This is a genomic window from Geodermatophilus sp. SMS 5-13 (assembly GCF_059428245.1).
In genome coordinates, this window is sequence record NZ_CP165729.1 from 4142823 (window position 1) to 4166248 (window position 23426).

A 23426-nucleotide genomic window follows, 5' to 3' on the forward strand; every position below is an offset into this window, starting at 1 on the left:
GCCGGTCGGCAGGCTGATGGCGGGACCTCATCACGTTGGCTGCACTCAGGTGAGCGCGGCGAGGTCGCGCTCGGCGAAGCGGCGGTGCTCGCTGAGCTCCTGCAGAACCGTCCGCAGGCACGCCCGCACCGCATGCGTCTCCTCGCCCCAGGCCGGCACGGGCGCGGCGGTGCGCGGCTCGTCCAGCTCGGCGTCGGTGACCTCGTCCAGGACGGCGCGCACCCGTGCCCGCCGGTCGGCGAACAGTGCCGCCGCCTCGGCGGAGGAGGGGCGGGCGTCGGGGTCGAGGCCGATCGTCGGCCACTCCTCCGGGGCCAGGTCGGTGGGCGGCAGGGCCAGCGGCGAGAACGGCGCCGCCTCGCCGCGCAGCCATCCGCCCACCCACGAGTCGACGGCGAAGACGAGGTGGCGCAGCGTCTCGACGAACGACCACTCCCCGCCGACCCGCTCCTGCAGCGCCGCCTCGGGCAGCCGCCCGGCACGGGCGAGCGTGTCGTCCCAGAGACGCTCGAGCTCGCCCCCCACGGCGCGCAGCTCGTCGGCGGTCCCGGCCGCGCGCAGGCGCACGCGCTCCGGATGGCGCCGGTCGAGCTCCGCGGCCACGTAGGCGCTGACGTCGACGTCGTCCACCATCACCCGGCCGGCCCGCCCGCTGAACCCGGAGATCACCAGGCCGTCCACGATCGAGCTGACGATCCGCGCCCCGCTCAGGTCGCAGTCGCGGAAGGTCGCGCCGCTGAAGTCCGCGTAGTGGAACGACGCGCCGCGGAACGCGCGGGTGTTCGCGTGCACCTGCGGCGTCGTCTCGGTCTCCGGCATGGCCGGAGGCTAGCCGCCGCGGCTGCTCCCCTACGCCTGCTCGCCGTCCGCGGCCGGACGGCCCTCGTGCAGCGCGCCGGGCGGGATCGGCTCCTCCTCGTGGCTGCCGACCTCCCGGACCAACTGGGGCTTGCGCACCCGCTCGATGGCGTACCAGACGAACCCGAGGACGACGAGGCCGAGGAAGATCCACGGCATCAGGTTCAGCGGGTAGGGCGGCACCGGGATCACGTTCTTGTAGAACACGTAGAGCAGTGCCGCGACCACCACCACCGCCAGCACCGCCGACAGCGCGTTGGCCTCACCGCGCCGGCGCAGGAAGAACGGCAGCGCGATCGCCATGAGCACGTAGGCGAGCATGTAGCCGAACGTGCCGATCGTGCCGACGTAGGCGAACACCTCCAGCGGCGCCGCCCCCGAGGCCACCCACACGATGGGCACCACCAGCACGACCGGCGCGATGACGGCGATCGCCACGTACGGGGTCTTGTGCGTGGGGTGCGCCCGGCCGAGCACGCGGGGCAGGACGTCCTCCTCGCCCATCGTGTAGATGATGCGCGACGAGGCGTTGATGCAGGCGATCGTGACGGCGAAGAACGACGCGGTGACCCCGAGATCCACCAGCCACGAGACGCTGCCCAGCCCGAACCGGGCCGCGAGGTCGCTGATCGGCGCGGTGCTCGCGCTCAGCGCCCCGGGGTCGCCGAAGCCCTCCACCATCGTGTAGGCCGCGAAGACGTAGAGGATGCCGACGAGCACGGCACTGCCCAGCACGGCCCGCGGGATCGCGCGGTGCGGATCCTTCGCCTCCGCACCCAGGCTGGCGGCGCTCTCGAAGCCGACGAAGCCGAGCACGCCGAGCACGATGCCGAAGGCCACGCCGTCGAAGCTCACGCCCTCGAACGAGAACTGCGAGGTGCCTGCGCCGGCCGCGCCCCCCTTGGCCAGGACCGTGATGAGCACGAGGAGCACCGCAGCGATCGAGATGACCTCGAGCACGAGCCCCACGCGGGTGGAGATCTGGATGCCCACGACGGCGAAGGCCCCGGCCGCGACCGCCGCGACCGCCAGGATGATGCAGATCGCCACGGTGCTCGTCGCCGAGATCCCCATCTGGCCGAGCAGGCTGCCGAAGTAGACGCCGGTGCCGAGCACGCCGATGATCGCGATGAACACGTAGCCGATGACCAGTCCCCAGCCCGCGGCGAACGCCCCGGTCGGGCCCAGCCCGCGGGCCACGTAGCTGTACAGCGAGCCCGAGGAGGCGAACCGCCGCCCGAACTGGGTCGCGACCAGCCCGACGAGGACGACGACCACGGTGGCGGCGACGTAGGACAGCCACGCCCCCTGGCCGGCGAACAGGGCGATCAGCGCGGGCGTGGTCGCCATGGCCGCGCTCGGTGCGATGCCGGCCACCGACTGGGCCATCACGTCCAGCTGGCTCATCGAGCCGTGGGCCAGCCCGGTGTCGGACTGGACGGCGTGCGGCGCCGTCTGGTCCGCGCTCACCGCCCGGCCTGCCCGTTCGCGTCGGCGGCGGCGTGCCCGTCGCCGTGGCCGTTCCCGGTGTGGCAGGCCGCGGCCGGACGCGGCAGATCCAGCGCGGGATTGCCGTCGAAGAAGCCGACCGGCTTGAGCATGAAGCCGATGTAGCTCACCGGCATGACCGGCCAGTCCTCCGGCCGGACCACGTGATGGGCGCCGAAGGAGTACCAGACGACGAGGTCCTCGTTCTCCAGCGGGCGGTCGGCCTGCTGGTACTCCAGCAGGCCACCGGGTGAGCCGTGCTGGTTCGGGTAGTCGCCGGCGGCGTACCGCTCGTGCGGGTCGAACTGCGTGACCCACAGGTGCTTGTAGGCGAACTGGGCGCGGGCGAAGGCCTGCGAGCCCTCCTGCTGCAGCGGCAGCACGTTGTCGCCGGGCATGAGCTTGTAGCCGGGAGGCTGCCCCAGCTCGTTGGTCTCGTTCGGGTTGACGACGTACCAGGTCCGGGCGACCAGCGGGTCGATCAGCCGGCGGGCCTCGGACTCCTGGCCGAGCAGGGTCTTCCTCGCCTCCCAGGCGTTGCCGTACGGGTTGTCCGGGCCGGGCGGCAGGGCGGCTGCGTCCACCTCGTAGACGGAGTTGCGTTCCCCGTCGACCTGCATGTCCAGCCGGACGTTGAAGAAGTGCTGGTGGTGCGGCCCGTACAGGCCGGGGGCGACGACGACGCCGTGCCGCGGCTGCTGCCCGTCGGCGAGGGCGCCGGTCGAGATGACGCCGGTCAGCTTCACCTCGTACTGGATGGTGCCGTCGGTGTAGAGGTACCAGAAGAAGCCGTACTCGTAGTTGCCGACGGTGGCGAAGCAGGAGATCACCAGCCGGCGGGACCGGCGGACCTCCATCTTCTCGGTGCGGAAGTCGGTGTGCTTCCAGCCGACCCCGTAGTCCTCCTCGTGCATGCAGATCGCGTTCGGGATGGTGACCGGCTGGCCCTCCTGGTCGTTGGCGACCGCGTCGAAGTAGTGGATCTCGCCGAGGCAGTCGCAGCCGAGCTCCAGCGGGTTGAGCAGCAGCCCGACGCCGTACTCCCCCTCGTCGAAGACGTTCTTGATGCGGTGCGTCGGCGCCGGGTCGCCGTAGGGGATGTACATCTCCGACAGCGACGCCCGGTAGATCACCGGGCGCAGCCGGCCGCGGTCCTCGTAGCCGATCTGGTGCAGCACCAGCCCCTCGCGCGGGGTGTAGCCGACCCGCAGCCGCCACTTCTGCCAGCTGACCGCGTGCCCGTCGACGCTGAAGCTCGGCCCCTCGGGCTGGGTGATCTCCAGCGGCCGGACGTCGTCCCGCAGCCGGGTGTGCGCGGGCCGGTTGTCGTCGTCGAACATCAGCTCCGGCATGTAGTTGCCGGCCTTCGGGGGCAGCGGGACGACGCCGTGGTCGCGGACGTCGATGACCTCCATGAGGTCCAGGTCGACGAGGGCGATCAGCCCCTCGACCGGCCGGGCGTAGCCGTTGTCGTCCTCACGCGAGCGGACGAAGGTCAGCGGCCGGACCAGCCGGCGTCCCTTCGGGTCCTCGATGTCGTAGCCGGCGGCCCACGGGTCGATCATGGCCAGCGAGAAGTCCGTGACCCCGCGCTTGCGCATCGCCTCCTGCCAGCGCGGGTCGGCGCGGGTGATCTCCTCGGTCTGGAAGAACTCCTCGAGCATCACGCTCGGCTGCACGTCCGCGAGCACGCGCCACGAGGTGACCGTGCCGCTCGACAGTGAGACGACGGCCTCGATCGTCTGCTGCGCCTCGCGGTCGTAGAGGACGGCGAACCCGGCCCGGTCGGGCGCGGGGCCGCCGTTGCGATCGTGCTCGAGCACCTCCCGCTTGGCCGGCTCGTGCAGCGCGACGGTCACGAACCGGACCCGGGATCCGATCTGGCGCTGCTCGCGGACGATCTCCGCGATCCGGCGGATCTCGTCGGCGCCGAGCGGCTCGAGCGGATTGCGCGTCGTCGCCCGGACGTCAGGCAGCACTGCCATGAGGAGCCTCCACGAAGGCGCCGGGACCGACGGCTCGCGGCCCGGTCAGCTGGGCGGACGCTAGCCGCGAGTTCCGGAACGCCACAAGACTTGCTGTGATGCACACCACATGGGAGGCACTCGGTGCAGATCCCGTCGACGGGACGACGGGAGGTGACGACCCGCGCGGCGGTGTCTCAAACGCGGCAATCCGCCCGCCACCCCTCTCCGGACGGCGCAGAGTGCGCAGCACCTGCGAGCACACCCAGGAGGAGACATGCGCCAGGACGTGGAGTTCCCCACCGAGGACGGCGTCACCCTGCGCGGCTGGCACTACGCCCCCGAAGGCGGCTCCGTCGGCCCCCGGGACCCCCAGCCGCTGATCGTGATGGCGCACGGGTACTCGGCGGTCAAGGAGATGTACCTGGACTCCTTCGCCGAGTACTTCGCCGCCGGCGGGCTGGGCGTGCTGGTCTACGACAACCGCAACCTGGGCGCCTCGGACGGCGAGCCGCGCGGCGAGATCGACCCGTGGCAGCAGATCCGCGACTACCGGACGGCGATCACCTGGGCGCTGGGCCAGCCGTGGACCGACCCGCAGCGCATCGGCGTGTGGGGCTCGAGCTACAGCGGCGCGCACGTCCTCGTCGTCGGTGCCCTGGACCGGCGGGTGAGCTGCGTCGTCTCCCAGGTGCCGCTGGTCAGCGGGCTGGCCAACGCCCGCCGGCTGATCCGGTCGGACACCTTCGCCGCGCTCCGCGACATGTTCGACGCCGACCGCGTCGCCCGCTACGCCGGCAAGGAGCCGGGGATGATCCAGGTGGCCTGGGAGAAGGAGCCGGACGAGCCCTGCGCGCTGCCCACCGAGGACTCGCACGACTTCTTCCTCGACGCGGCCCAGGAGCGGGCGCCGAGCTGGCGCAACGAGGTGACCCTGCGCTCGGTGGAGATGTTCATCGAGTACGAGCCGGGCGCCTACATCCAGGACATCTCGCCCACGCCCCTGATGATGGTGGTCGCGGCGAAGGACCACCTGACGGTGGCCGACCTGGCGCTGGACTACTTCGAGCGGGCGCGGCACCCCAAGGAGCTCGTCGTCCTGCCCGGTGGGCACTTCGAGGCGTACACCCCGCCGACGTTCGAGCAGAACGCCGCCGCGCAGCTGCGCTGGTTCCGCACCCACCTCGCATGAGCGACCGCGCAACCGGCTGGACCCGGCTGGGGCGCACCGCCGCGATCGTCGCGGCGGTCGCCCTGCTGGCGCAGACGCTGCTGTTCCTCGCCGACGGCCTCGAACTGCTCGCCCCGATCCCCACGTTCGAGGAGACCACGGCCGGCCGCACCGCGGACCTGGCCGGGTTCTACGCCGCGTGGATCGAACGGCAGCACGACATCGTCTGGGACATCGCGGTCCGCGACGTGCTCGGGCCGATCGGCTACGTCGCGGCGATCGTCCTCGCCCGCGCCTTCGTGCGCACCGTCGGCGACGGCGACCCGCGCGTCGAGCTCCCGGCGATGCTCATCCAGGTGGGCGCGATGCTGGCTCTGCTGTCCGACCTCGTCTACCTCAGCCAGCTCGGTTTCTGGCGGGACGCGGGGTACGCGGCGACGTCCCCGGAGGACCTGGTCGCCATCGGGCGGGCCTCCGACACGATCGGGAACCTCACCGCCTACGTGGGCCTCGGCGCGTACGCCCTCTTCGCGACGGCCTTCGTCCTGATTGGCCGGCTCTGTGGGACGTCGCTGTTCCCCCGACCGCGGCTGCGGATCCTCGCGTGGGCCGAGGCACTCGTGCTGGTCGTGTACGTCGTCGCCTCGCTCGCCACGAGCGACGTGGCCTACCTCGCCGTGTCCGTGCTGCTCGGCGTCGTCCTCACCCCCGCCGTGCTCGTCCTGTTCGGACGGGCGCTCCCGGAGCAGGCGGCTCGTCCGCTCCCGGCTGCGGGGGTGACGGCATGACCTCTCTGTCGGCCTCGGGTCTCGACCGGTTCCGGGAGCGCATCGCCGCGACGAGCGCCGAGGAGGTGCTCGCCGAGGCCCTCGGGCGAGCGCGGGGGATCGCCGGCCTGGGCGCCTTCCTCGCGCTGGCCGAGCGGGTGGAGGCCGGCGCGGGCCCGCTCGCCGGCGTCCCGCTGGCGGTGAAGGACAACCTCGACACCCGCGACTTCCCCACGACCGGCGGCACCCCGGCCCTGGCGGACTCCCGCCCGGGCCGGGACCACCGCGCCGTCGAGCGGCTGCGCGCCGCCGGGGCCGGGATCGTCGGCAAGACCAACCTGCACGAGCTGGCGCTGGGCATCACCAGCAACAACGCCGCGTTCGGGCCGGTCCGCAACCCGCACGACCCGAGCCGCTCCCCCGGCGGCTCGTCGGGCGGGTCCGCGGTGGCGGTCGCGACCGGCGTCGTCCCGATCGCCCTCGGCACGGACACCGGCGGCTCGATGCGGGTGCCGGCCGCGCACTGCGGGGTCGTCGGCTGGCGGCCGACGGTCGGCCGGTGGGGCACCGATCGCGTGGTGCCGATCTCCCGCACCCGCGACACCGCCGGCGTCTTCGCCACCGCGGTCGCCGACGTCGCCGTCGTCGACGAGCTGGTGACCGGCGACCCGGCCGCCGGTCCGTCCGGCCGCCGGCCGCGGCTGGGCGTCCCCCGCCGCGGCTACTTCGACGACCTGCACCCCGAGGTCGCCGACCGCACCGAGCGGTCGCTCGACCGGCTCGCCGACGCCGGGATCGAGCTGGTCGAGGTGGACGTCGCCGGCGCGCACGACCTGGACGCGGAGTGCGGGTTCCCCATCGTCTTCTTCGAGATCGCCGAGGACCTCCCTGCCTACCTCGCCACCCTGCCCGGGCCCGAGCGGGAGCTGACCTTCGCCGACGTCCTGGCCCGGGTCGCCTCCCCCGACGTGCGCGGCGCCATGGAGCTGGCCGCCGGCGGCAGCTTCACCGACGAGGTCTACCGGCAGGCCCTGGCCACCCGCGAGCGGCTGCGCGCCGCCTACTCCGCCGCGCTCCGCCCGATCGACACCGAGTGGCTCGACGCGCTGGTCTACCCCACGGTTCCGCTGCCCGCGCCGCCGCTCGGGGGCGACGACACGACCGAGCTGAACGGGCGCCAGGTGCCGGTCTTCCTCACCTCGATCCGCAACACCGGGCCGGGCTCGACCGCCGGGATGCCGGCGATCTCGCTGCCGGCGGGGACGACGGAGGCCGGCCTGCCGATCGGGATCTCGCTGGAGGCGCTGCCGGGCGACGACGCCGCCCTGCTCGCGGTCGCCGGCGCGGTGGAGGCCGCGCTGCGGTGACTCAGCCGCGGACCGTGTCGAGCCGGCCGGCGAGGAAGGCCCGCTCGGCCTCGTTGGTGGTCCGCTCCAGCGCGGCCGCGTAGGCCGCCGCGGCCTCGGCGTCCCGGCCGAGGCGGCGGAGCAGGTCCGCGCGGACCGCGGGGACGAGGTGGTAGCCGGGCAGGTCGAGGGCGTCGACGAGCGCGAGCGCGGCGGCCGGCCCCGCCACCTCGGCGACCGCGACCGCCCGGTGCAGCGCGACGACCGGCGTGGGGGTCAGCGCCAGCAGCTGGTCGTAGAGGGCGACGATCTGCCGCCAGTCGGTGTCGGCGGCGGTCGCGGCGTCGCTGTGGACGGCGTTGATCGCGGCCTGCACCTGGTACGGCCCCGGGCGGTTGCGCCGCAGGCACCGCCGCACCAGCGCCTGGCCCTCGGCGATCAGGCCGGCGTCCCACCGGCTGCGGTCCTGGTCGGCGAGCAGCACCAGGGCGCCGTCCGGACCGGTCCGCGCCGGGCGGCGCGACTCGACGAGCAGCATCAGCGCGAGCAGCCCGGTGACCTCCGGCTCGTCGGGCATCAGCTCGGCCAGCAGCCGGCCGAGCCGGATCGCCTCGGCGCAGAGGTCCTCGCGGGTGAGCGCGTCGCCCGAGGTCGCCGTGTGCCCTTCGGTGAAGACCAGGTAGACCACCGCGAGGACGGCGCGCAGCCGGTCGGGCAGCTCCGCCTCGTCCGGCACCCGGTACGGGATGCGCGCGTCGCGGATCTTGCCCTTCGCCCGCACCAGCCGCTGCGCCATCGTCGGCTCGGGCACCAGGAAGGCGCGGGCGATCTCGGCGGTGGTGAGCCCGCCGAGCAGCCGCAGGGTGAGCGCGACCTGCGCCGCCGGGGCCAGCGCCGGGTGGCAGCAGGTGAAGATGAGCCGCAGCCGGTCGTCGCGCACCACGCCGTCCTCCTCCCGCTCCTGCACGTGCAGCAGGGCGGCCTGGGCGTGCCGGTCGTCCCGCGTGGCCTCCCGCCGGAGGCGGTCGATCGCCCGGTTGCGGGCGGTGGTGAGGATCCAGCCGGCCGGGCTCGGCGGCAGCCCCTGCTCCGGCCAGCGCTCGACTGCCGCCTCGAACGCGTCCTGCACCGCGTCCTCGGCGAGGTCGAGGTCGCCGAGGACACGGGTCAGGACGGCGACGGCGCGGCCGTGCTCCTCGCGGAAGACCCGCGCGACGCCGGCGGCGTCGGTCACTCGAAGCGTTCCCGGAACGGCCGCACCTCGATCGGCAGGCCGGTGATCTCCGCCTGCCGCCGTCCCCAGTGCAGGGCCGCGTCGAGGTCCGGGGCCTCGACGACGGTGAACCCGCCCAGGTGCTCCTTGCCCTCGGTGTAGGGACCGTCGGTGACGAGCACGTCGCCGCGGTCGTTCTTCTGCAGGACGGTCGCGGTGGACGCGTCGTGCAGCCCACCGGAGAAGACCCAGGCGCCGGCCGTCTGCATCTCCTGCTGCAGCTCACCGAGCTGGGCCATGATCGGGGCGAGGAACTCGGGCGGGGGCACGATCCCGTCGGGCTGGTACATGCCGATCACGTACAGGGCCATCTCTGCTCTCCTCCTCGGCGCCGGCAGCCTGCCGGCTCACCTCCTACACGAACGGACGACGGCCGGATCGACACATGAGCGCAGATCTCGAAAGATTCCTCGACGCCCAGGACCGCGGCGGCACCTACGAGCTGGCGCTGGCCGAGCTGCGCGCCGGGCACAAGCAGGGCCACTGGATCTGGTTCGTCTTCCCGCAGGTCGCCGGGCTGGGCCGGAGCACGGCCTCGCAGTACTACGCGATCTCCGGCCTGGACGAGGCGCGGGCCTATCTCGCGCACCCGGTGCTGGGCCCGCGGCTGGTGGAGTGCGCGCGGGCGCTGCTCGGCCTGCCCGGCTCCGACGCGGTCGCCGTCCTCGGGCCGGTCGACGCGCAGAAGCTGCGCTCGTCGATGACCCTGTTCGCCGCCGCCGACGGCGACCCGGTGTTCGCGCAGGTGCTCGACAGGTACTTCGGCGGCACACCCGACGAGCTCACCCTCGGCCGCCTGCTCTGACGCGAGATGCGCGCTCTCGTGGCTTCCCGGCCCGGGAAGCCACGAGACCGCGCATCTCACCGGCCGAGCGCCCTCCGGATCGCGGCGACGACCTGCTCGGGCCGCCCCAGGACGTCGGCGGAGGTGAACCGCAGCACCGTCCACCCCTCGAGGACCAGCCGGTTCTGCCGGCGGAGGTCGTCGACGAACACCTTGCGCTCGCGGTGCACGTTCCCGTCGAACTCCACCAGCACCTTGGGATCCGGCCACACGAGATCGCCGAACCCGATCTGGCGTCCCCGGTCGTCGAGCACCCGGTGCTGCAGCACCGGCCGCGGCAGACCCGCCTCGTGCAGCAGCCACCGGAGCACCGACTCCATCGGTGAGTCGACCTTCGGGTCCGCGACCGGGAGCACCCGGCGGGCGCGCGCCGCTCCGCGACCGTTCGGCCGACGCGCCAGCGCCTGCTCCAGGTCGGCCGGGCTGCACCAGAAGCCGAGCAGCTGGTCGGTGACGGCGAGCAGTGCCGCCGGCCCGAGCACGCCGGCCAGATCCCGCCATGTCCGCGCGGGCGCGGTGGTCGGAAGGCGCCAGCGGCGCTCGACGTCGTGCGCCTCGACGACGCCGCGGTGGATCCGACGGTCGCTTCGGTTTCGCGCTCGCGACTGCGGCGGCACGGTCAGGTGCACCGGGCCGTCGGTGCGGACCAACGGGATCTCGACCTTCCACAGCGCCGCCGCGGTCTCGTGGCTGACGACCGTGCCCGGTGGAGAAGTCAGCAGGATCGCCGGGAGCCGTGAGCGCAGGTCGGCGACGTGCGCGGCCGGGAGGTAGGTGTCGCGGGACAGCCGCGAGATGTCCCGGTGGCGCAGTCCCCAGTCGGTGAGCCCCGCCGCCACGGCGTCCCCTCGGGTGCTGGGACCGCGCAGGCGCGACGGAGCGGGGCGTCGGGGCACCGGCAGAGGATGGCCGCGGCGACGTCCGCCCTGCTGGCGCCGTCCACAGGCCGGCGTGAGATGCGCGGTCTCGGGGCGCCCGCATCTCACCCAGGCACGCGCGCCGTGAAACGGACGTAACGGGGCCGCAACAGCGGCGCGCGATCCGATACCGGCACTTCACGAAACGGACCCGGCGGTGACATCGCCGCCCCGTTGACTCCTCGACGACCCGCAGGACCTGCTGCGGGGCGCGTCTAGGGTTCCGCCGCTCACCTCGAGCGGGACTGGTCCGAGAGATGCAGGCGGGGCGCAGCGGCCCCGTCCCACGGCGGGAGAAAAGCCCGGGAGGCCATCACCGGCCCGGGCCGTGCCCGGGCTCCGCGGAGGAGAGGGCCCGGCCATGACCGCGCTCGCAGACCCACCCCGTACCGCTCCGGCCGTCGCCGACGACAGCGACCTGGAGAACTTCGGCTACCGGCCGCAGCTGCATCGCAGCATCGGCAGCTTCGGCTCGTTCGCCGCCGGGTTCTCGTTCGTCTCCATCCTGACCACGGTGTTCCAGCTGTTCAGCTTCGGCTTCGGCTTCGGCGGGCCCTCCTTCTTCTGGACCTGGCCGATCGTGTTCGCCGGCCAGCTGCTGGTGGCGCTGTGCTTCTCGGAGCTGGCCGCCCGCTATCCAATCTCCGGGTGCATCTACCAGTGGGCCACCCGCCTCGGCGGCGCCGTCTGGGGCTGGACGGCGGGCTGGCTGATGCTGGTCGCGCAGGTGGTCACCGTGGCCGCCGCGGCGATCGCGATGCAGATCGTGCTTCCGGCCATCTGGAGCGGCTTCCAGATCCTGGAGAGCCCCACCGCCAACGCCGTCCTGCTGGGCAGCGGCGTGCTCGTCGTGACCACGCTGATCAACGCGGTCGGCGTCCGGGCCATGTCGGTCATCAACAGCATCGGCGTCACCTGCGAGCTGGTCGGCGTCGTGCTGCTCTGCGTCGCGCTGTTCTCCAAGGCCGAGCGGGGCCCGGGCGTCGTCCTCGACACCGGCATCGCCGGCGGCTCCGGCTCGCCCTACCTGTGGGCGTTCGTCGTCTCCGGGCTGATGGCCGCCTACGTGATGGTCGGCTTCGACAGCGCCGGCGAGCTCTCCGAGGAGACCAGGAACCCGCGGCGGACGGCGCCGCGCACGATCCTCCGCGCGCTGGTCGTCTCCGGCATCGGCGGCGCCTTCATGCTGCTCGCCACGCTGATGGCCGCGCCCAGCCTCACCGACGGCGCGCTCGGCGACCCCGCCCAGGGCCTGCCCTCGGTGCTGCTCAGCCGGCTCGGCGACGGTCTCGGCCGCGCCTTCCTGGTGATCGTGGCGATCGCGGTGCTGGTCTGCACGCTGGCCATCCAGACCGCGACCACCCGGATGATGTTCTCGATGGCCCGCGACCGGGTCCTGCCGTTCTCCGCGGCGCTGTCGAAGGTCAACCGCCGCACCGGCGCGCCGATCCTGCCGGCCGTCGTCGTCGGCGTCCTGACCGTCGCGCTGCTGGTGCTCAACGTGCACAACGAGGCGGTCTTCCTGGCGCTGACCAGCGTCTGCATCATGCTGCTCTACATCGCCTACCTGATGGTGACGATCCCGCTGCTGCGCCGCCGGCTGCGGGGCGGGTGGGCCCGCGGCGACGGGCTGTTCTCGCTCGGCCGGTTCGGCCTGGTGGTCAACGTCCTCGCCGTCGTCTGGGGCATCGCGATGGCGGTCAACTTGGGCTGGCCGCGTGCCGAGGTGTTCGGCACCGAGTGGTACCTGCAGTTCTTCCCCGAGCTGCTGCTCGCCGGGGCCCTGGCCGTCGGCGCACTGGCCTACGCCGCCCAGAAGCGGCAGGCCGCCCCGGCTCCGCTGCTCGCCACCCCGGCGCTGGAGGTGGCGGAGTGATCCTCGACCACGCCATCCCCGCCGGCGGCTACTGGTCGCTGCAGCTGAGGGCCGGCCGCGTGCTGCGCCTGACCGCCCTCGACGACGGCGCCGTGTGCTCCACGCTGGTCTACGCCGCGGCCGACCCAGTGGACCGGCTGAACATCCCGGACACCCTCAAGGCGCAGATGAGCGCCCGGATCCGGCCGCCCATGGTGCTGATGAGCGACCGCGGCACCGCGCTGGCCTCGGTCACCGGGTCGTCGCTGGACTGGCACGACTGCCTCACCGGGCACTCCCTCGACGTCCACACCGCGGCGTTCGGGCCGTCGTCGTACGGCACCGACCGCAACGAGTGGCGCCGCTCGGCCCGGTACGGGCTGCTCAGCGAGCTGCGCAAGCACGGCCGCGGCCCGGCCGACCTGCACGGCTGCGTGAACTTCTTCGCGAAGGTCGCGATCGGTCCGGACGGCGGGTTCGCCCACGTCGCCGACCACGCCCGCGCCGGCGACTGGGTGACCCTGCGCGCCGAGCAGGACCTGCTGCTGGTGTTCGCCACGGCCCCCCACCCGATGGCGGCGGAGTGGGCGCCGGGCGCCGTCCGGGCCGTCGTCGAGGCCGGCGAGCCCTACGGCCCGGACGACCCCTCTGTCACCTTCCGGCCCGAGAGCGCCCGCGCGCTCGCCAACACGCAGGCGGTGCTGGCATGACGACGTTCGCCCTCCCCGTCGTCGAGAGCCCCCAACGGGCGGACGACGCCGTCCTCGACGTGGTGGTCGAAGCCGGCGACGGCTTCCTCGGCCGGATCCCCGCCGGCGGCTCGTTCCGCATCGTCGACCTGCACGGCAACCAGGCGGCCGACACGCTGTTCTACGACGCCGAGGACGTCGCCAACCGGTACAGCGCGATGGACACCATCCGCGAGCAGGGCTCGGCGTACCTGACCGCCGGGTCGCGGCTGCTGTCGGTGAACCTGGACCCGCTGGTGACGATCACCGCCGACACCTGCGGCCGGCACGACACCCTCGGCGGCGCCTGCGCGCAGGAGTCCAACGTCGTCCGCTACGGGATGCACACCCGCCACCAGCACGCCTGCCGCGAGACCTTCCTCCGCTACGGCGCGCAGGCCGGCATCGGCGCCCGCGAGCTCGGCCACAACGTCAACTTCTTCATGAACGTGCCCCTGACGCCAGCCGGCGGGCTGACCTTCGCCGACGGTCTCTCCGCCCCCGGCAAGTACGTCGAGGTGCGCGCCGAGCGGGACGTGCTGGTGCTGATCAGCAACTGCCCGCAGCTGAACAACCCGTGCAACGGCTGGGACCCGACCCCGATCCGGCTCCTGGGGTGGTGGGCATGACCGCGGTCCAGCCGGTCGTCACGACCGGCACCGTGGAGGTGCTCTCCCCCGGCGTGCAGACCAGCGTGCAGGACCTCGCCGGCCGCACCGGCCTGTGGGACGTCGGCGTGCCGCCGTCCGGCGCGTGGGACGACCTGTCCTTCGCGCTGGCCAACCGGGCCGTCGGGAACCCGCCGACCGCGGCCGGCCTGGAGGCGGTGATGACCGGGCCGCGGCTGCGCTTCGACCGGCGCACCCTGGTCTGCCTGGCCGGCGCCGTCGCGGACGCCACCCTCGACGGGCAACCGGTCCGGCCCGGCGTGGTGACCGTCGTCCCCGCCGGCGGCGTGCTCGACCTGGGCCCCTGCGGAGCGCCGGGGATGCGCGGCTACCTCGCCGTCGCCGGCGGCCTCGCGGTGCCGCGCGAGCTCGGCAGCCGGGCGACGTTCCTGCTGGGCGGCTTCGGCGGCCTCGGCGGGCGGGCGCTGGCCGCCGGCGACGCGCTGCCGATCGGGCGGACGGAGAACCTGCAGGCGCCGATCGACGTCGCGCCGCTGCTGCCGTCGCTCACGGACCAGTGGACGCTCCGGGTGCTGCCCGGGCCGCACGGCGACCCCGAGCACCTCACCCAGGACGGCGTGGCCGCGCTGTTCGCCGCTCCCTGGAGAGTGGACCACCGCGCCGACCGGACCGGGATCCGGCTGGTCGGCCCGGCGCCGCAGTGGGCCCGCGAGGACGGCGGCGAGGCGGGGCTGCACCCGTCGAACATCCACGACAGCGCGTACCCGGTCGGCGGGGTCATGCTCTCCGGCGACACCCCGGTGATCGTCGGCCCGGACGGGCCGAGCCTCGGCGGGTTCGTCGTCCCCTGCGTGGTGGTCCGGGCCGACCGGTGGATGCTCGCCCAGCTGCGGCCGGGCGACACCGTGCGCCTGCTGCCGGTGACCCCGGAGGCCGCCGACGCGGCGAACGCCGAGCGCGCCGGCCTGCTCGCCGAGCCCGCCGCGGCGGTCGCGGCGACCTTCGAGGCCGCGCTGGCCGGCCGCCCTCCGATCCCGGCGCCCGAGAAGGGGCCAAAATGGCCATTTTGGCCCCTCACGGGCACGCGGCCGGTGCTCGCGGAGCTGGCCGGCGACGGGCACCGGCCGGCGCTCACCGTGCGCGCCGCCGGTGACGCCCACCTGCTGGTCGAGGCCGGGCCCGCCGAGCTCGACCTGTCGGTCCGGGTGTGGGTGCACCTGCTCGCCCAGCGGCTTCGGGATCTGCGGCTGCCCGCCGTCCGCGAGCTGGTCGAGGGCGTGCGCTCGATGCTGGTCCAGGTCGACGAGCGCGCGCTGCCGCTGTCCGTGCTCGCCGCGCTGCTGGTGGACCTGGCCGCGGACGTGCCCGACCCGGAGACGGTCACCCTCGACGTCCGCGAGGTCACCCTGCCGCTGGCGCTCGACCACCCCGCCGCGCACGAGGCGATGGCCCGCTACGCCCGCTCGGTGCGGCCGGACGCGCCCTGGTGCCCGGACAACGTGGAGTTCATCCGGCGGGTCAACGACCTCGAGCGCCGGGACGACGTCTTCGACATCGTCACCGCCGCGACCTACCTCGTGGTCGGCCTGGGCGACGTGTACCTGGGGGCGCCGGTCGCCGTCCCCATCGACCCGCGGCACCGGCTGGTGACCACGAAGTACGACCCGGCCCGCACCTGGACGCCGCAGAACGCCGTCGGCATCGGCGGGATCTACCTCTGCGTCTACGGGATGGAGGGCCCGGGCGGCTACCAGCTGGTCGGCCGCACCGTCCCGGTCTGGCGGCACGTGCCCGGCTCGACGGAGAAACCGTGGCTGCTGCGCCAGTTCGACCGGCTGCGGTTCGTGCCGGTGACGGCCGACGAGCTGGCGTCGCGCCGGGCGGCGATCAAGGCGGGGACGGCGGATCTCGACGTCCGGCCGGCGACGTTCTCCCTGGCCGAGGTCCGCGCCCTGGAGGAGGCTTCCGCTGCCGAGATCGGCGACGTCCGGGCGCGGCGCCGCGCCGCGTTCGACGCCGAGCGCGCCCGCTGGAGCAGACAGTGACGTCCACCCGCCCCACCACCCCGACGAACACCACCCACCGCTCATCTCCCGCCGCGGACCTCGACCAGCCGGCGTTCATCCGGCTGCTGGAGCCCGAGGAGGTCGCCGCGCTGGAGCCGGCGGACGACGGGCCGCTGGCCGGCCTGCCGTTCGCGGTCAAGGACAACATCGACGTCGCCGGCGTGCCGACCACCGCCGCCTGCCCGGCCCGCACCGCCCCGGCGGCGCGGTCGGCGACCGCGGTGCGCCGGCTGCTCGACGCGGGCGCGGTGCCGGTCGGCAAGACCAACATGGACCAGTTCGCCACCGGCCTGGTCGGCACCCGCTCGCCGTACGGGGCCTGCGCGAGCGTCTTCTCCGCCGAGCACGTCAGCGGCGGCAGCAGCTCGGGCAGCGCGGTCGCGGTGGCCGCGGGCGTCGTCCCCCTGGCGCTGGGCACCGACACCGCGGGCAGCGGCCGCGTGCCGGCGGCGTTCAACGGCCTGGTCGGCCTCAAGCCCACCCGCGGCGTCGTCCCGACCCGCGGCGTGCTGCCGGCGGCGCCGTCGCTGGACTGCGTCACCACGTTCACCCGGACCGTGGCGCTGGCCCGCACCGCGTTCGAGGTGCTCGCCGGCCCCGATCCGGAGGACCCGTGGTCGCGGCCGGCGCAGGTGCCGGTGGGGGTGGCCCGCGAGCTGCGGGTGATCGCCGTCCCGGACGGGCCGCTGGACCTCGACCGGCCGCACGCCGCCGCCTGGGAGGCGGCGCTGGCGCACACGGCGACCGTGGCCCGGGTGGTGCCGGTCGACGTGTCGGCGTTCCTCGAGGCGGCGCGGCTGCTCTACGGCGGGCCGTTCCTCGCCGAGCGGCTGGCCGCGTTCGGCGACGAGCTCGAGCCCGACGGCCCGCACCTGGACCCGACGGTGCGGGCGATCGTGCTGGCGGCGCGGTCGATCACCGGCGCCGACGTCTACCGGGGCGAGCAGCGGCTGGCCGAGCTGCGGGCGGTCGCGATGCGCGCCTTCGTCGGCGCCGACGCGCTGCTGCTGCCGGTCACCCCCGGGCACCCGACGCTGGCCGAGGTGGCCGCGGACCCGGTCGGTGTCAACGCCCGGCTCGGCACGTACACGAACATGGTCAACCTGCTCGACCTGTGCGCGGTCGCGGTGCCGGCCGGGCTCCGGGACGACGGGCTGCCGTTCGGCGTCCAGCTCCTGGCCCCGGCGTTCGCCGACCGGCCGCTGCTGGACCTGGCGGCGCGCTGGTGCGGCGAGCCGGTCGAGCCGGTGCCCACCCGCAGCCTGATCGCCGTCGCCGGCGCCCACCTCACCGGGGAACCGCTCAACCCGGCACTGGTCGCGCTCGGCGGCCGGCTGCACGCCCGCGCCCGCACGGCCGGCGGCTACCGGATGTACCGGGTGCCCGGTCCGCTGCCCCGCCCCGGCCTCGTGCGGGACGCGGGCGGGCCGGCCGAGGGGCTCGAGGTCGAGGTGTGGGACCTGCCGGCCGCCGGTCTCGGCGAGCTGCTGCCGACGGTCGCCGCGCCGCTCGCCCTCGGGCCGGTGGAGCTGGACGACGGCAGCGTCGTCCCCGGCTTCCTCACCGACCCGGGCGGGGTCGACGCGGCCGCCGACATCACCGCCTCCGGCGGCTGGCGGGCCTACATGCGCCCGGTCACCGGCTGAGGGACTTTCGGCGCCGAAAGTCCCTTGCCCGAGGCTGAACGCATGACTAGCGTACTGAACATGCGTTCAGCCCCGGCTGACGAGGACCTGACCGGCCGCGCCCGCATCCGCGACGCCGCGATCCGCCGGTTCGGCGCCGACGGCTTCGGCGCCTCGGTGCGCGCCATCGCCGCCGACGCCGGCGTCAGCCCCGGGCTGGTCATCCACCACTTCGGTTCCAAGGACGGCCTGCGGGCGGTCTGCGACGAGCACGTCCTGCGCGTGATCCGCGAGGCCGAGACCGACGCCTTCACCCAGCAGGGCCCCGCCGACTGGCTGCACCAGCTCGCGGCCCTCGACGAGTTCGCCCCGCTGGTCGGCTACCTCGTGCAGACCCTGCTCTCCGGCGGCGACCTGGCCGCCACGCTGCTGCGGCGCATGACCGAGGACGCCGAGCAGTACCTGGCCGACGCCGTCGCCGCCGGCCGCATGAAGCCGAGCCGCGATCCGGCGGCCCGGGCGTCGTTCCTCGTCGACGTCGGGATCGGCGCGGTCCTGTCGTACGTCCGGCGGCACCCGCCGGTGGACGGCGACTACCGCGCCACCCTGCGCGGCTACGCCGAGGCCAACTCGCTGGCCGCCCTCGAGCTCTACACCGAGGGCCTGCTCACCGATTCCTCGCTGCTCGACGCCTACGTGCAGTACCGGGAGAAGAGATGAACGCGGTCGAGAACCCAGCCGTCGAGATCCAGGGCCTGACCAAGCGCTTCGGCGACGTCCGCGCGCTCGACGGGCTCGACCTCACGGTCGAGCCGGGGCAGGTCGCCGGGTTCCTCGGGCCCAACGGGGCGGGGAAGTCGACGACGCTGCGGATCCTGCTCGGCCTGCTCCGGGCGGACGGCGGCAGCGCGCGGCTGCTCGGCGGGGACCCGTGGGCCGACGCCGTCGCGCTGCACCGCCGCCTGGCGTACGTGCCCGGCGAGGTGACGCTGTGGCCCAACCTGACCGGCGGCGAGGTCATCGACCTGCTGATCCGGCTGCGCGGGCGCCCCGACGGGAAGCGCAAGGCCGAGCTGCTGGAGCGGTTCGAGCTCGACCCGACCAAGAAGACGCGGACCTACTCCAAGGGCAACCGGCAGAAGGTCGCGCTGGTCGCGGCACTGGCCGCCGACGTCGAGCTGCTGGTGCTCGACGAGCCGACCTCCGGTCTGGACCCGCTGATGGAGGCGGTGTTCACCGAGTGCATCGCCGAGGCGCGCGACGCCGGCCGCTCGGTGCTGCTGTCGAGCCACATCCTCGCCGAGGTCGAGAAGCTGTGCGACACCGTGACGATCATCCGCAACGGGCGGACCGTCGAGAGCGGCACACTGGCCCAGCTGCGGCACCTGACCCGCAACACGGTCACCGCCGTCACGCGCGCCGACCCGGGGCCGCTGGCCGGGCTGTCCGGCGTCCACGACTTCGCCGCCGACGGGAACCGGGCGACGTTCCTGGTGGACAACGAGCACCTCGACGGGGTCACCCGCGAGCTGGCGGCGCTGGGCCTGGAGAGCCTGGTCTGCGCGCCGCCGTCCCTGGAGCAGCTGTTCCTGCAGCACTACGGCGACGAGCTGGCGGCCCTGGAGCCGGCGCGATGAGCGCCGCGACCGTCGCCGTCGTCCCCCGGTCGACGGCCTACGTCGGCACCGGCACGCTGCTGCGGGCCGCCCTGCGCCGCGACCGGCGCCGGCTGCTGATCTGGGTGCTGTCGCTGGGCGCGCTGACCGTCTACGCCGTCGTCGGCCTCGGCCGGATCTACGACACCGCGGCCGCCCGGCAGAGCCGGGCCGCGGTCATGCAGACGCCGGCCGGGATCATCCTCGGCGGCCCCGGCTACGGCACGGAGAACTACACGCTCGGCGCGATGATCGCCAACGAGCTCGGCCTGTCGGTCATGGTCGCGATGGCGGTCATGTCGCTGCTGCTCGTGGTCCGGCACACCCGGGCCGAGGAGGACGGCGGCAGCGCCGAGCTGCTGCTGTCGGGTGCGGTGGGACGGCGGGCTCCGCTGACCGCCGCGCTGCTGCTCATGGCCCTGGCGAACCTGGCGGTCGGCGTCGTGGTGTTCGCCGGGCTGGCCGGCTCGGGGCTCGCCGCCGTCGACTCGCTTGCCCTCGCGGTCGGCTGGGCGCTGACCGGCATCGTGTTCGGCTGCGTCGCCGGCGTGACCGCGCAGGCGATGACCCAGGCGCGCGCGGCGTCGGGCGCCGCGCTCGCCGTCCTCGGGGCGGCCGCGGTGGTGCGCGGCGTCGGCGACATCGTGCGGGAGCACGGCAGCGCGCTGTCCTGGCTCTCCCCCATCGCGTGGGCGCAGCAGACCCGCGCCTTCGTGGAGCTGCGATGGTGGCCGCTGCTGCTGTCGGTGGCGCTGACCGCGGCGCTCGCCGCGGTCGCGTACGCCCTCGGCGACCGGCGGGACGTCGGTGCGGGGCTGATCGCGCCGAGCCGGGGGCCGGCCGCGGCGGCCGCCTCGCTGTCGGGCCCGCTCGGGCTGCTGCTCCGGCTGCAGCGCGGCACGGTCGTCGGCTGGGCGGTCGGGCTGGTGCTGCTCGGGCTGACCTTCGGGTCGCTGGCGAAGTCGGTCGTCGGCATGGTCGCCGACAACCCGCGGCTGCTCGAGGCCGTGGGTGCCGACGCCGGGAATCTCACCGACGGCTTCGCCGCGGCGGCCAGCACGTACTTCGCGCTGTGCGCGGCCGGCTTCGCCGTCGCGTCGGTCCTGCGGCTGCGCGGCGAGGAGTCCGCCGGCCGCGCCGAGCTGCTGCTCGGGACGGCGCTGCACCGGCGGCGACTGCTCGGCTCGGGGCTCGCCGTCACGTCCGGCGCTGCCGCTCTGCTGCTCGTGCTCGGGGGGCTGGCCGACGGGCTCGCCGCCGCGGCGGCGCTGGACGACCCCGGGCGGATCGGCGCCCAGCTGGCCGGGGCGCTGGTGCAGCTGCCGGCCGTGCTGGTCGTCATCGGGCTGGCGGCCGCGCTGTTCGGCGCCGCGCCGCGGTGGGCGTCGCTGTCCTGGCTGGTCGTCGTCTGGGCGCTGGTCGTGGGGCTGTTCGCGCCGCTGCTGGACCTGCCGGAGTGGGCGCAGAAGCTCTCGCCGCTGGCGTGGGTGCCGAGGGTGCCGGCCGAGGAGCTCGACGTCGTCCCCCTCGTCGGTCTGCTCGCGGTGGCCGCCGCGCTGGTCGCCGTCGCGCTGGCCGGCTTCCGCAGCCGCGACGTCCCCGCCTGACCCGACCCGGGCTTTCTGCACCGCTGCACCGAAAGCCCGGTTGGCGGAATCCGGGAGCGGGCACGCTCCTCATCGTGAGCGAGGACAACAGCGGTTCCGGCTACGTCAGCGACGGCGGGGACTTCACGCGCGACTCGAACTACATCACCGACCGCATCACCGCGGACGGGTCGAGCGGCTGGCCGGTCGAGCCCGACCGCTACCGGCTGGTGGTCGCGCGCGCCTGCCCGTGGGCGAACCGGGCGGTGATCGTGCGCCGGCTGCTCGGCCTGGAGAAGGTCCTCTCGATGGGGATGTGCGGGCCGACCCACGACGAGCGCAGCTGGACGTTCGACCTGGACCCCGGCGGCCGCGACCCGGTGCTCGGCTACGAGCGGCTGCAGGAGGCCTTCCTCGCCCGTGATCCGGACTACGACCGCGGCATCACCGTGCCGACGATCGTCGACGTCCCGACCGGGCAGGCGGTCACCAACGACTTCGCGCAGATCACGCTGGACCTCTCGACGGAGTGGCGGGCCTACCACCGCGACGGCGCCCCCGACCTCTGCCCCGAGCCGCTGCGGGACGAGATGGACGAGGTGATGCAGCGGGTCTACACCGAGGTCAACAACGGGGTGTACCGCTGCGGCTTCGCCGGCTCCCAGCGGGCGTACGACACGGCGTTCGACCGGCTGTTCACCGCGCTGGACTGGCTCGAGGAGCGGCTGACCGGGCGGCGCTACCTGATGGGCGGCTCGATCACCGAGGCCGACGTCCGGCTGTTCACCACGCTGGCCCGCTTCGACGCCGTCTACCACGGCCACTTCAAGTGCAACCGGCAGAAGCTGTCCGAGTTCCCCGCGCTGTGGGGGTATGCCCGCGACCTGTTCCAGACCCCCGGGTTCGGCGACACGATCGACTTCCCGCAGATCAAGGAGCACTACTACGTCGTCCACAAGGACATCAACCCGACGCAGGTCATCCCGAAGGGGCCGGACACGTCGGTCTGGCTGACCCCGCACGGGCGGGAGTCGCTGGGCGGCCGGCCGTTCGGCGACGGGACCCCGCCGGGACCGCCGTCCGAGGACGAGACCGTGCCCGCCGACCACGGCCCCGGCGGCCTCCCCCACCGCTAGCAGGGACTTTCGGCGCGGAAAGTCCCCGACTCACACGACGCGGATGCGCAGGCGGCGGAAGCCGCGGCCCTTGTTCTCCATCTTGGTGACCTCGACCCGGCCGACCATCGCCGTCGATGCGACGTGGGTGCCGCCGTCGGCCTGGGTGTCCAGCCCGACGATGTCGACGATCCGCACCACCTCGATGTCGGGCGGCAGCAGGTTGGTCGCGGTGCGGATGATGTCCGGGATCGCGAACGCCTCGTCCCGCGGCAGGGTCTTCACCTCGATCGGCCGGTCGGCGGCGACCTCGGCGTTGACCGACTCGGCGACCCGCTCCTTGAAGTCCGGCGGCACCTCGGCCAGGTCGAAGTCCATCCGGGCCGTGAGCGGCTCCATGTTGCCGCCGGTCACGAGCGCCCCGAAGTCACGGAAGACGACGCCGGTGAGCACGTGCAGTCCTGAGTGGGTGCGCATCAGCGCCGTCCGCCGCTCGTCGTCGAGTGCGCCCCGGACGGCGGTCCCGGCCGGCGGCACCGGATCGCCCTCGACCGGGATCAGGTAGAGCTCGTCGCCCTTGCGGCTGCCGGCGATCCGGGTGCGGACCCCGCCCCACAGCAGCACGCCCTCGTCCGGCGGCTGGCCGCCACCGCCGGGGTAGAAGGCCGATCTGTCCAGCACGATGCCCCGCTCGGGATCGACCGCGAGCACCGTGGCGTCCCACTCGCGCACCGTCGCGTCGACGAGGTCCAGCCGATGGGTGTGCCCGTGGGTTCCGGCGGCGGTCATTCCCCCATCCTCGCCGGAATCGACGGCCGGACGGCCGTTGCCCCTCGCCGTCCCGACCGAGGACAGTGACGGGCGCGGCGACGCCGCAGGGGGCGTCGCCGGTTCCGGACGAGGGAGCGCCGTATGTACGCCCGATCCACCACGCTGCAGGGCACCCCCCAGACGCTGGACGACGGCATCGCCTACGTCCGCGACGAGGCGATGCCGAAGCTGCTCGCCCTGGACGGCTGCGTCGGCCTGTCCATGCTCTGCGATCGCGAGACGGGACGCTGTATCGCCACGACGGCCTGGGAGTCGGCCGAGGCCATGCGGGCGAGCGCCGCGGCGGTCGGCGCGGCCCGGGAACGGGGAGCGCAGATCTTCGGGGGCGAGCCGATGGTCGAGGAGTGGGAGATCGCCGCCATGCACCGGGTGCGGGAGACCGGGGACGGCACGTGCGCCCGCGTGATCTGGTGCCAGGGGCAGCACGGGCAGATGGACAAGATCCTCGAGGCCTGGCGGACGACGATCCCACCCCAGCTGGAGCAGATGGACGGCTTCTGCGCGGTCAGCGTGCTGGTCGACCGCGAGTCCGCCCGCGCGGTGGCCGCGGTCAGCTACGAGAGCCGCGCCGCCATGGACCGCTCGGCCGAGCGGGGCCTGGCACTGCGCGACCGGTTCGCCGCCAGCCACGGCTTCGACATCACCGACGTCGCCGAGTTCGACATCGTGCTCGCCCACCTGCGGGTGCCCGAGCTCGTCTGAGAAAGG

Annotated in this window: 21 protein-coding genes and 1 riboswitch; of the genes, 14 read left to right on the forward strand and 7 right to left on the reverse strand. The window is 74.2% G+C overall.

What is annotated here, in order from left to right; translation table 11 throughout:
• Positions 1-45 precede the first annotated feature (45 nt).
• The 3 genes from AB3388_RS20030 to AB3388_RS20040 are packed head-to-tail and all read right to left on the reverse strand — an operon-like array spanning position 46 to position 4331.
• Positions 46-819, reverse strand: coding sequence for a DinB family protein (locus tag AB3388_RS20030; RefSeq protein WP_495407073.1), 774 nt, complete (start codon positions 817-819; stop codon positions 46-48).
• 30 nt (positions 820-849) lie between these two features.
• Positions 850-2328: an APC family permease gene (locus AB3388_RS20035; protein ID WP_495407074.1), complete on the reverse strand. Its 1479-nt coding sequence runs from the start codon at positions 2326-2328 to the stop codon at positions 850-852.
• Positions 2325-4331: a primary-amine oxidase gene (locus AB3388_RS20040; RefSeq protein WP_495407075.1), complete on the reverse strand. Its 2007-nt coding sequence runs from the start codon at positions 4329-4331 to the stop codon at positions 2325-2327. The genes AB3388_RS20035 and AB3388_RS20040 overlap by 4 nt, the downstream gene beginning before the upstream one ends.
• A 256-nt stretch (positions 4332-4587) precedes the next feature.
• On the opposite strand from AB3388_RS20040, the gene AB3388_RS20045 reads away from it, so the two are divergent.
• The 3 genes from AB3388_RS20045 to AB3388_RS20055 are packed head-to-tail and all read left to right on the forward strand — an operon-like array spanning position 4588 to position 7615.
• The gene (locus AB3388_RS20045) at positions 4588-5502 is read left to right on the forward strand and encodes an alpha/beta hydrolase (protein WP_495407076.1); all 915 of its coding nucleotides are present in this window, start codon (positions 4588-4590) and stop codon (positions 5500-5502) included.
• Positions 5499-6269: a hypothetical protein gene (locus tag AB3388_RS20050; protein ID WP_495407077.1), complete on the forward strand. Its 771-nt coding sequence runs from the start codon at positions 5499-5501 to the stop codon at positions 6267-6269. The genes AB3388_RS20045 and AB3388_RS20050 overlap by 4 nt, the downstream gene beginning before the upstream one ends.
• Complete coding sequence (locus AB3388_RS20055) at positions 6266-7615, forward strand: amidase family protein (protein ID WP_495407078.1); 1350 nt, start codon at positions 6266-6268, stop codon at positions 7613-7615. Before AB3388_RS20050 ends, AB3388_RS20055 begins: the two co-directional genes overlap by 4 nt.
• 1 nt (position 7616) lies before the next feature.
• Here the strand turns inward: AB3388_RS20055 and AB3388_RS20060 are convergent, their stop codons facing one another.
• Together AB3388_RS20060 and AB3388_RS20065 are read right to left on the reverse strand one after the other, a co-directional pair.
• Positions 7617-8828, reverse strand: coding sequence for an RNA polymerase sigma factor (locus AB3388_RS20060; protein WP_495407079.1), 1212 nt, complete (start codon positions 8826-8828; stop codon positions 7617-7619).
• Entirely contained in the window at positions 8825-9178 is a 354-nt protein-coding gene (locus AB3388_RS20065; RefSeq protein ID WP_495407080.1) for a YciI family protein, read from the reverse strand. Before AB3388_RS20065 ends, AB3388_RS20060 begins: the two co-directional genes overlap by 4 nt.
• A 74-nt stretch (positions 9179-9252) precedes the next feature.
• Between AB3388_RS20065 and AB3388_RS20070 the strand changes: the two genes are divergently transcribed.
• A complete protein-coding gene (locus AB3388_RS20070) occupies positions 9253-9672 on the forward strand; it encodes a DUF1810 domain-containing protein (RefSeq protein WP_495407081.1) in 420 nt (139 codons plus the stop codon).
• 56 nt (positions 9673-9728) lie between these two features.
• Here the strand turns inward: AB3388_RS20070 and AB3388_RS20075 are convergent, their stop codons facing one another.
• Complete coding sequence (locus AB3388_RS20075) at positions 9729-10550, reverse strand: DUF559 domain-containing protein (protein WP_495407082.1); 822 nt, start codon at positions 10548-10550, stop codon at positions 9729-9731.
• Positions 10551-10832: 282 nt separating this feature from the next.
• Positions 10833-10939: riboswitch (guanidine-I (ykkC/yxkD leader) on the forward strand.
• 50 nt (positions 10940-10989) lie between these two features.
• On the opposite strand from AB3388_RS20075, the gene AB3388_RS20080 reads away from it, so the two are divergent.
• The 9 genes from AB3388_RS20080 (at position 10990) to AB3388_RS20120 (ending at position 21908) form a co-directional block, all read left to right on the forward strand.
• The gene (locus AB3388_RS20080; protein ID WP_495407083.1) at positions 10990-12504 is read left to right on the forward strand and encodes an amino acid permease; all 1515 of its coding nucleotides are present in this window, start codon (positions 10990-10992) and stop codon (positions 12502-12504) included.
• Positions 12501-13193 (forward strand): urea amidolyase associated protein UAAP1, encoded by a 693-nt coding sequence (locus tag AB3388_RS20085; RefSeq protein ID WP_495407084.1) that lies wholly within the window; start codon positions 12501-12503, stop codon positions 13191-13193. The genes AB3388_RS20080 and AB3388_RS20085 overlap by 4 nt, the downstream gene beginning before the upstream one ends.
• Complete coding sequence (locus tag AB3388_RS20090) at positions 13190-13840, forward strand: urea amidolyase associated protein UAAP2 (RefSeq protein WP_495407085.1); 651 nt, start codon at positions 13190-13192, stop codon at positions 13838-13840. The genes AB3388_RS20085 and AB3388_RS20090 overlap by 4 nt, the downstream gene beginning before the upstream one ends.
• The gene (locus tag AB3388_RS20095) at positions 13837-15885 is read left to right on the forward strand and encodes a 5-oxoprolinase/urea amidolyase family protein (protein ID WP_495407086.1); all 2049 of its coding nucleotides are present in this window, start codon (positions 13837-13839) and stop codon (positions 15883-15885) included. The genes AB3388_RS20090 and AB3388_RS20095 overlap by 4 nt, the downstream gene beginning before the upstream one ends.
• Positions 15882-17552: an allophanate hydrolase gene (gene atzF, locus AB3388_RS20100; RefSeq protein WP_495407087.1), complete on the forward strand. Its 1671-nt coding sequence runs from the start codon at positions 15882-15884 to the stop codon at positions 17550-17552. The genes AB3388_RS20095 and atzF overlap by 4 nt, the downstream gene beginning before the upstream one ends.
• Positions 17553-17612: 60 nt before the next feature.
• The gene (locus AB3388_RS20105; RefSeq protein ID WP_495407088.1) at positions 17613-18251 is read left to right on the forward strand and encodes a TetR/AcrR family transcriptional regulator; all 639 of its coding nucleotides are present in this window, start codon (positions 17613-17615) and stop codon (positions 18249-18251) included.
• On the forward strand, positions 18248-19168 hold the full coding sequence (locus AB3388_RS20110; protein ID WP_495407089.1) for an ABC transporter ATP-binding protein: 921 nt from the start codon (positions 18248-18250) through the stop codon (positions 19166-19168). The genes AB3388_RS20105 and AB3388_RS20110 overlap by 4 nt, the downstream gene beginning before the upstream one ends.
• Positions 19165-20793, forward strand: coding sequence for an ABC transporter permease (locus tag AB3388_RS20115; RefSeq protein WP_495407090.1), 1629 nt, complete (start codon positions 19165-19167; stop codon positions 20791-20793). The genes AB3388_RS20110 and AB3388_RS20115 overlap by 4 nt, the downstream gene beginning before the upstream one ends.
• Positions 20794-20867: 74 nt before the next feature.
• The gene (locus AB3388_RS20120; protein ID WP_495407091.1) at positions 20868-21908 is read left to right on the forward strand and encodes a glutathione S-transferase family protein; all 1041 of its coding nucleotides are present in this window, start codon (positions 20868-20870) and stop codon (positions 21906-21908) included.
• Between the two features lie 30 nt (positions 21909-21938).
• Here AB3388_RS20120 and AB3388_RS20125 read toward each other — a convergent pair whose 3' ends face one another.
• Positions 21939-22676, reverse strand: coding sequence for an alanyl-tRNA editing protein (locus AB3388_RS20125; protein WP_495407092.1), 738 nt, complete (start codon positions 22674-22676; stop codon positions 21939-21941).
• Between the two features lie 123 nt (positions 22677-22799).
• On the opposite strand from AB3388_RS20125, the gene AB3388_RS20130 reads away from it, so the two are divergent.
• Positions 22800-23420 (forward strand): hypothetical protein, encoded by a 621-nt coding sequence (locus AB3388_RS20130; protein WP_495407093.1) that lies wholly within the window; start codon positions 22800-22802, stop codon positions 23418-23420.
• Positions 23421-23426: the final 6 nt, after the last annotated feature.

Excerpts from the sequence above, each read along its gene's own strand:
- AB3388_RS20030 (WP_495407073.1), bottom strand. The coding sequence starts at position 819 with ATGCCGGAGACCGAGACGACGCCGCAGGTGCACGCGAACACCCGCGCG.
- AB3388_RS20040 (WP_495407075.1), bottom strand. The coding sequence starts at position 4,331 with ATGGCAGTGCTGCCTGACGTCCGGGCGACGACGCGCAATCCGCTCGAG.
- AB3388_RS20045 (WP_495407076.1), top strand. The coding sequence starts at position 4,588 with ATGCGCCAGGACGTGGAGTTCCCCACCGAGGACGGCGTCACCCTGCGC.
- AB3388_RS20050 (WP_495407077.1), top strand. The coding sequence starts at position 5,499 with ATGAGCGACCGCGCAACCGGCTGGACCCGGCTGGGGCGCACCGCCGCG.
- AB3388_RS20055 (WP_495407078.1), top strand. The coding sequence starts at position 6,266 with ATGACCTCTCTGTCGGCCTCGGGTCTCGACCGGTTCCGGGAGCGCATC.
- AB3388_RS20065 (WP_495407080.1), bottom strand. The coding sequence starts at position 9,178 with ATGGCCCTGTACGTGATCGGCATGTACCAGCCCGACGGGATCGTGCCC.
- AB3388_RS20070 (WP_495407081.1), top strand. The coding sequence starts at position 9,253 with ATGAGCGCAGATCTCGAAAGATTCCTCGACGCCCAGGACCGCGGCGGC.
- AB3388_RS20080 (WP_495407083.1), top strand. The coding sequence starts at position 10,990 with ATGACCGCGCTCGCAGACCCACCCCGTACCGCTCCGGCCGTCGCCGAC.
- AB3388_RS20090 (WP_495407085.1), top strand. The coding sequence starts at position 13,190 with ATGACGACGTTCGCCCTCCCCGTCGTCGAGAGCCCCCAACGGGCGGAC.
- AB3388_RS20095 (WP_495407086.1), top strand. The coding sequence starts at position 13,837 with ATGACCGCGGTCCAGCCGGTCGTCACGACCGGCACCGTGGAGGTGCTC.
- AB3388_RS20105 (WP_495407088.1), top strand. The coding sequence starts at position 17,613 with ATGCGTTCAGCCCCGGCTGACGAGGACCTGACCGGCCGCGCCCGCATC.
- AB3388_RS20110 (WP_495407089.1), top strand. The coding sequence starts at position 18,248 with ATGAACGCGGTCGAGAACCCAGCCGTCGAGATCCAGGGCCTGACCAAG.
- AB3388_RS20115 (WP_495407090.1), top strand. The coding sequence starts at position 19,165 with ATGAGCGCCGCGACCGTCGCCGTCGTCCCCCGGTCGACGGCCTACGTC.
- AB3388_RS20125 (WP_495407092.1), bottom strand. The coding sequence starts at position 22,676 with ATGACCGCCGCCGGAACCCACGGGCACACCCATCGGCTGGACCTCGTC.
- AB3388_RS20130 (WP_495407093.1), top strand. The coding sequence starts at position 22,800 with ATGTACGCCCGATCCACCACGCTGCAGGGCACCCCCCAGACGCTGGAC.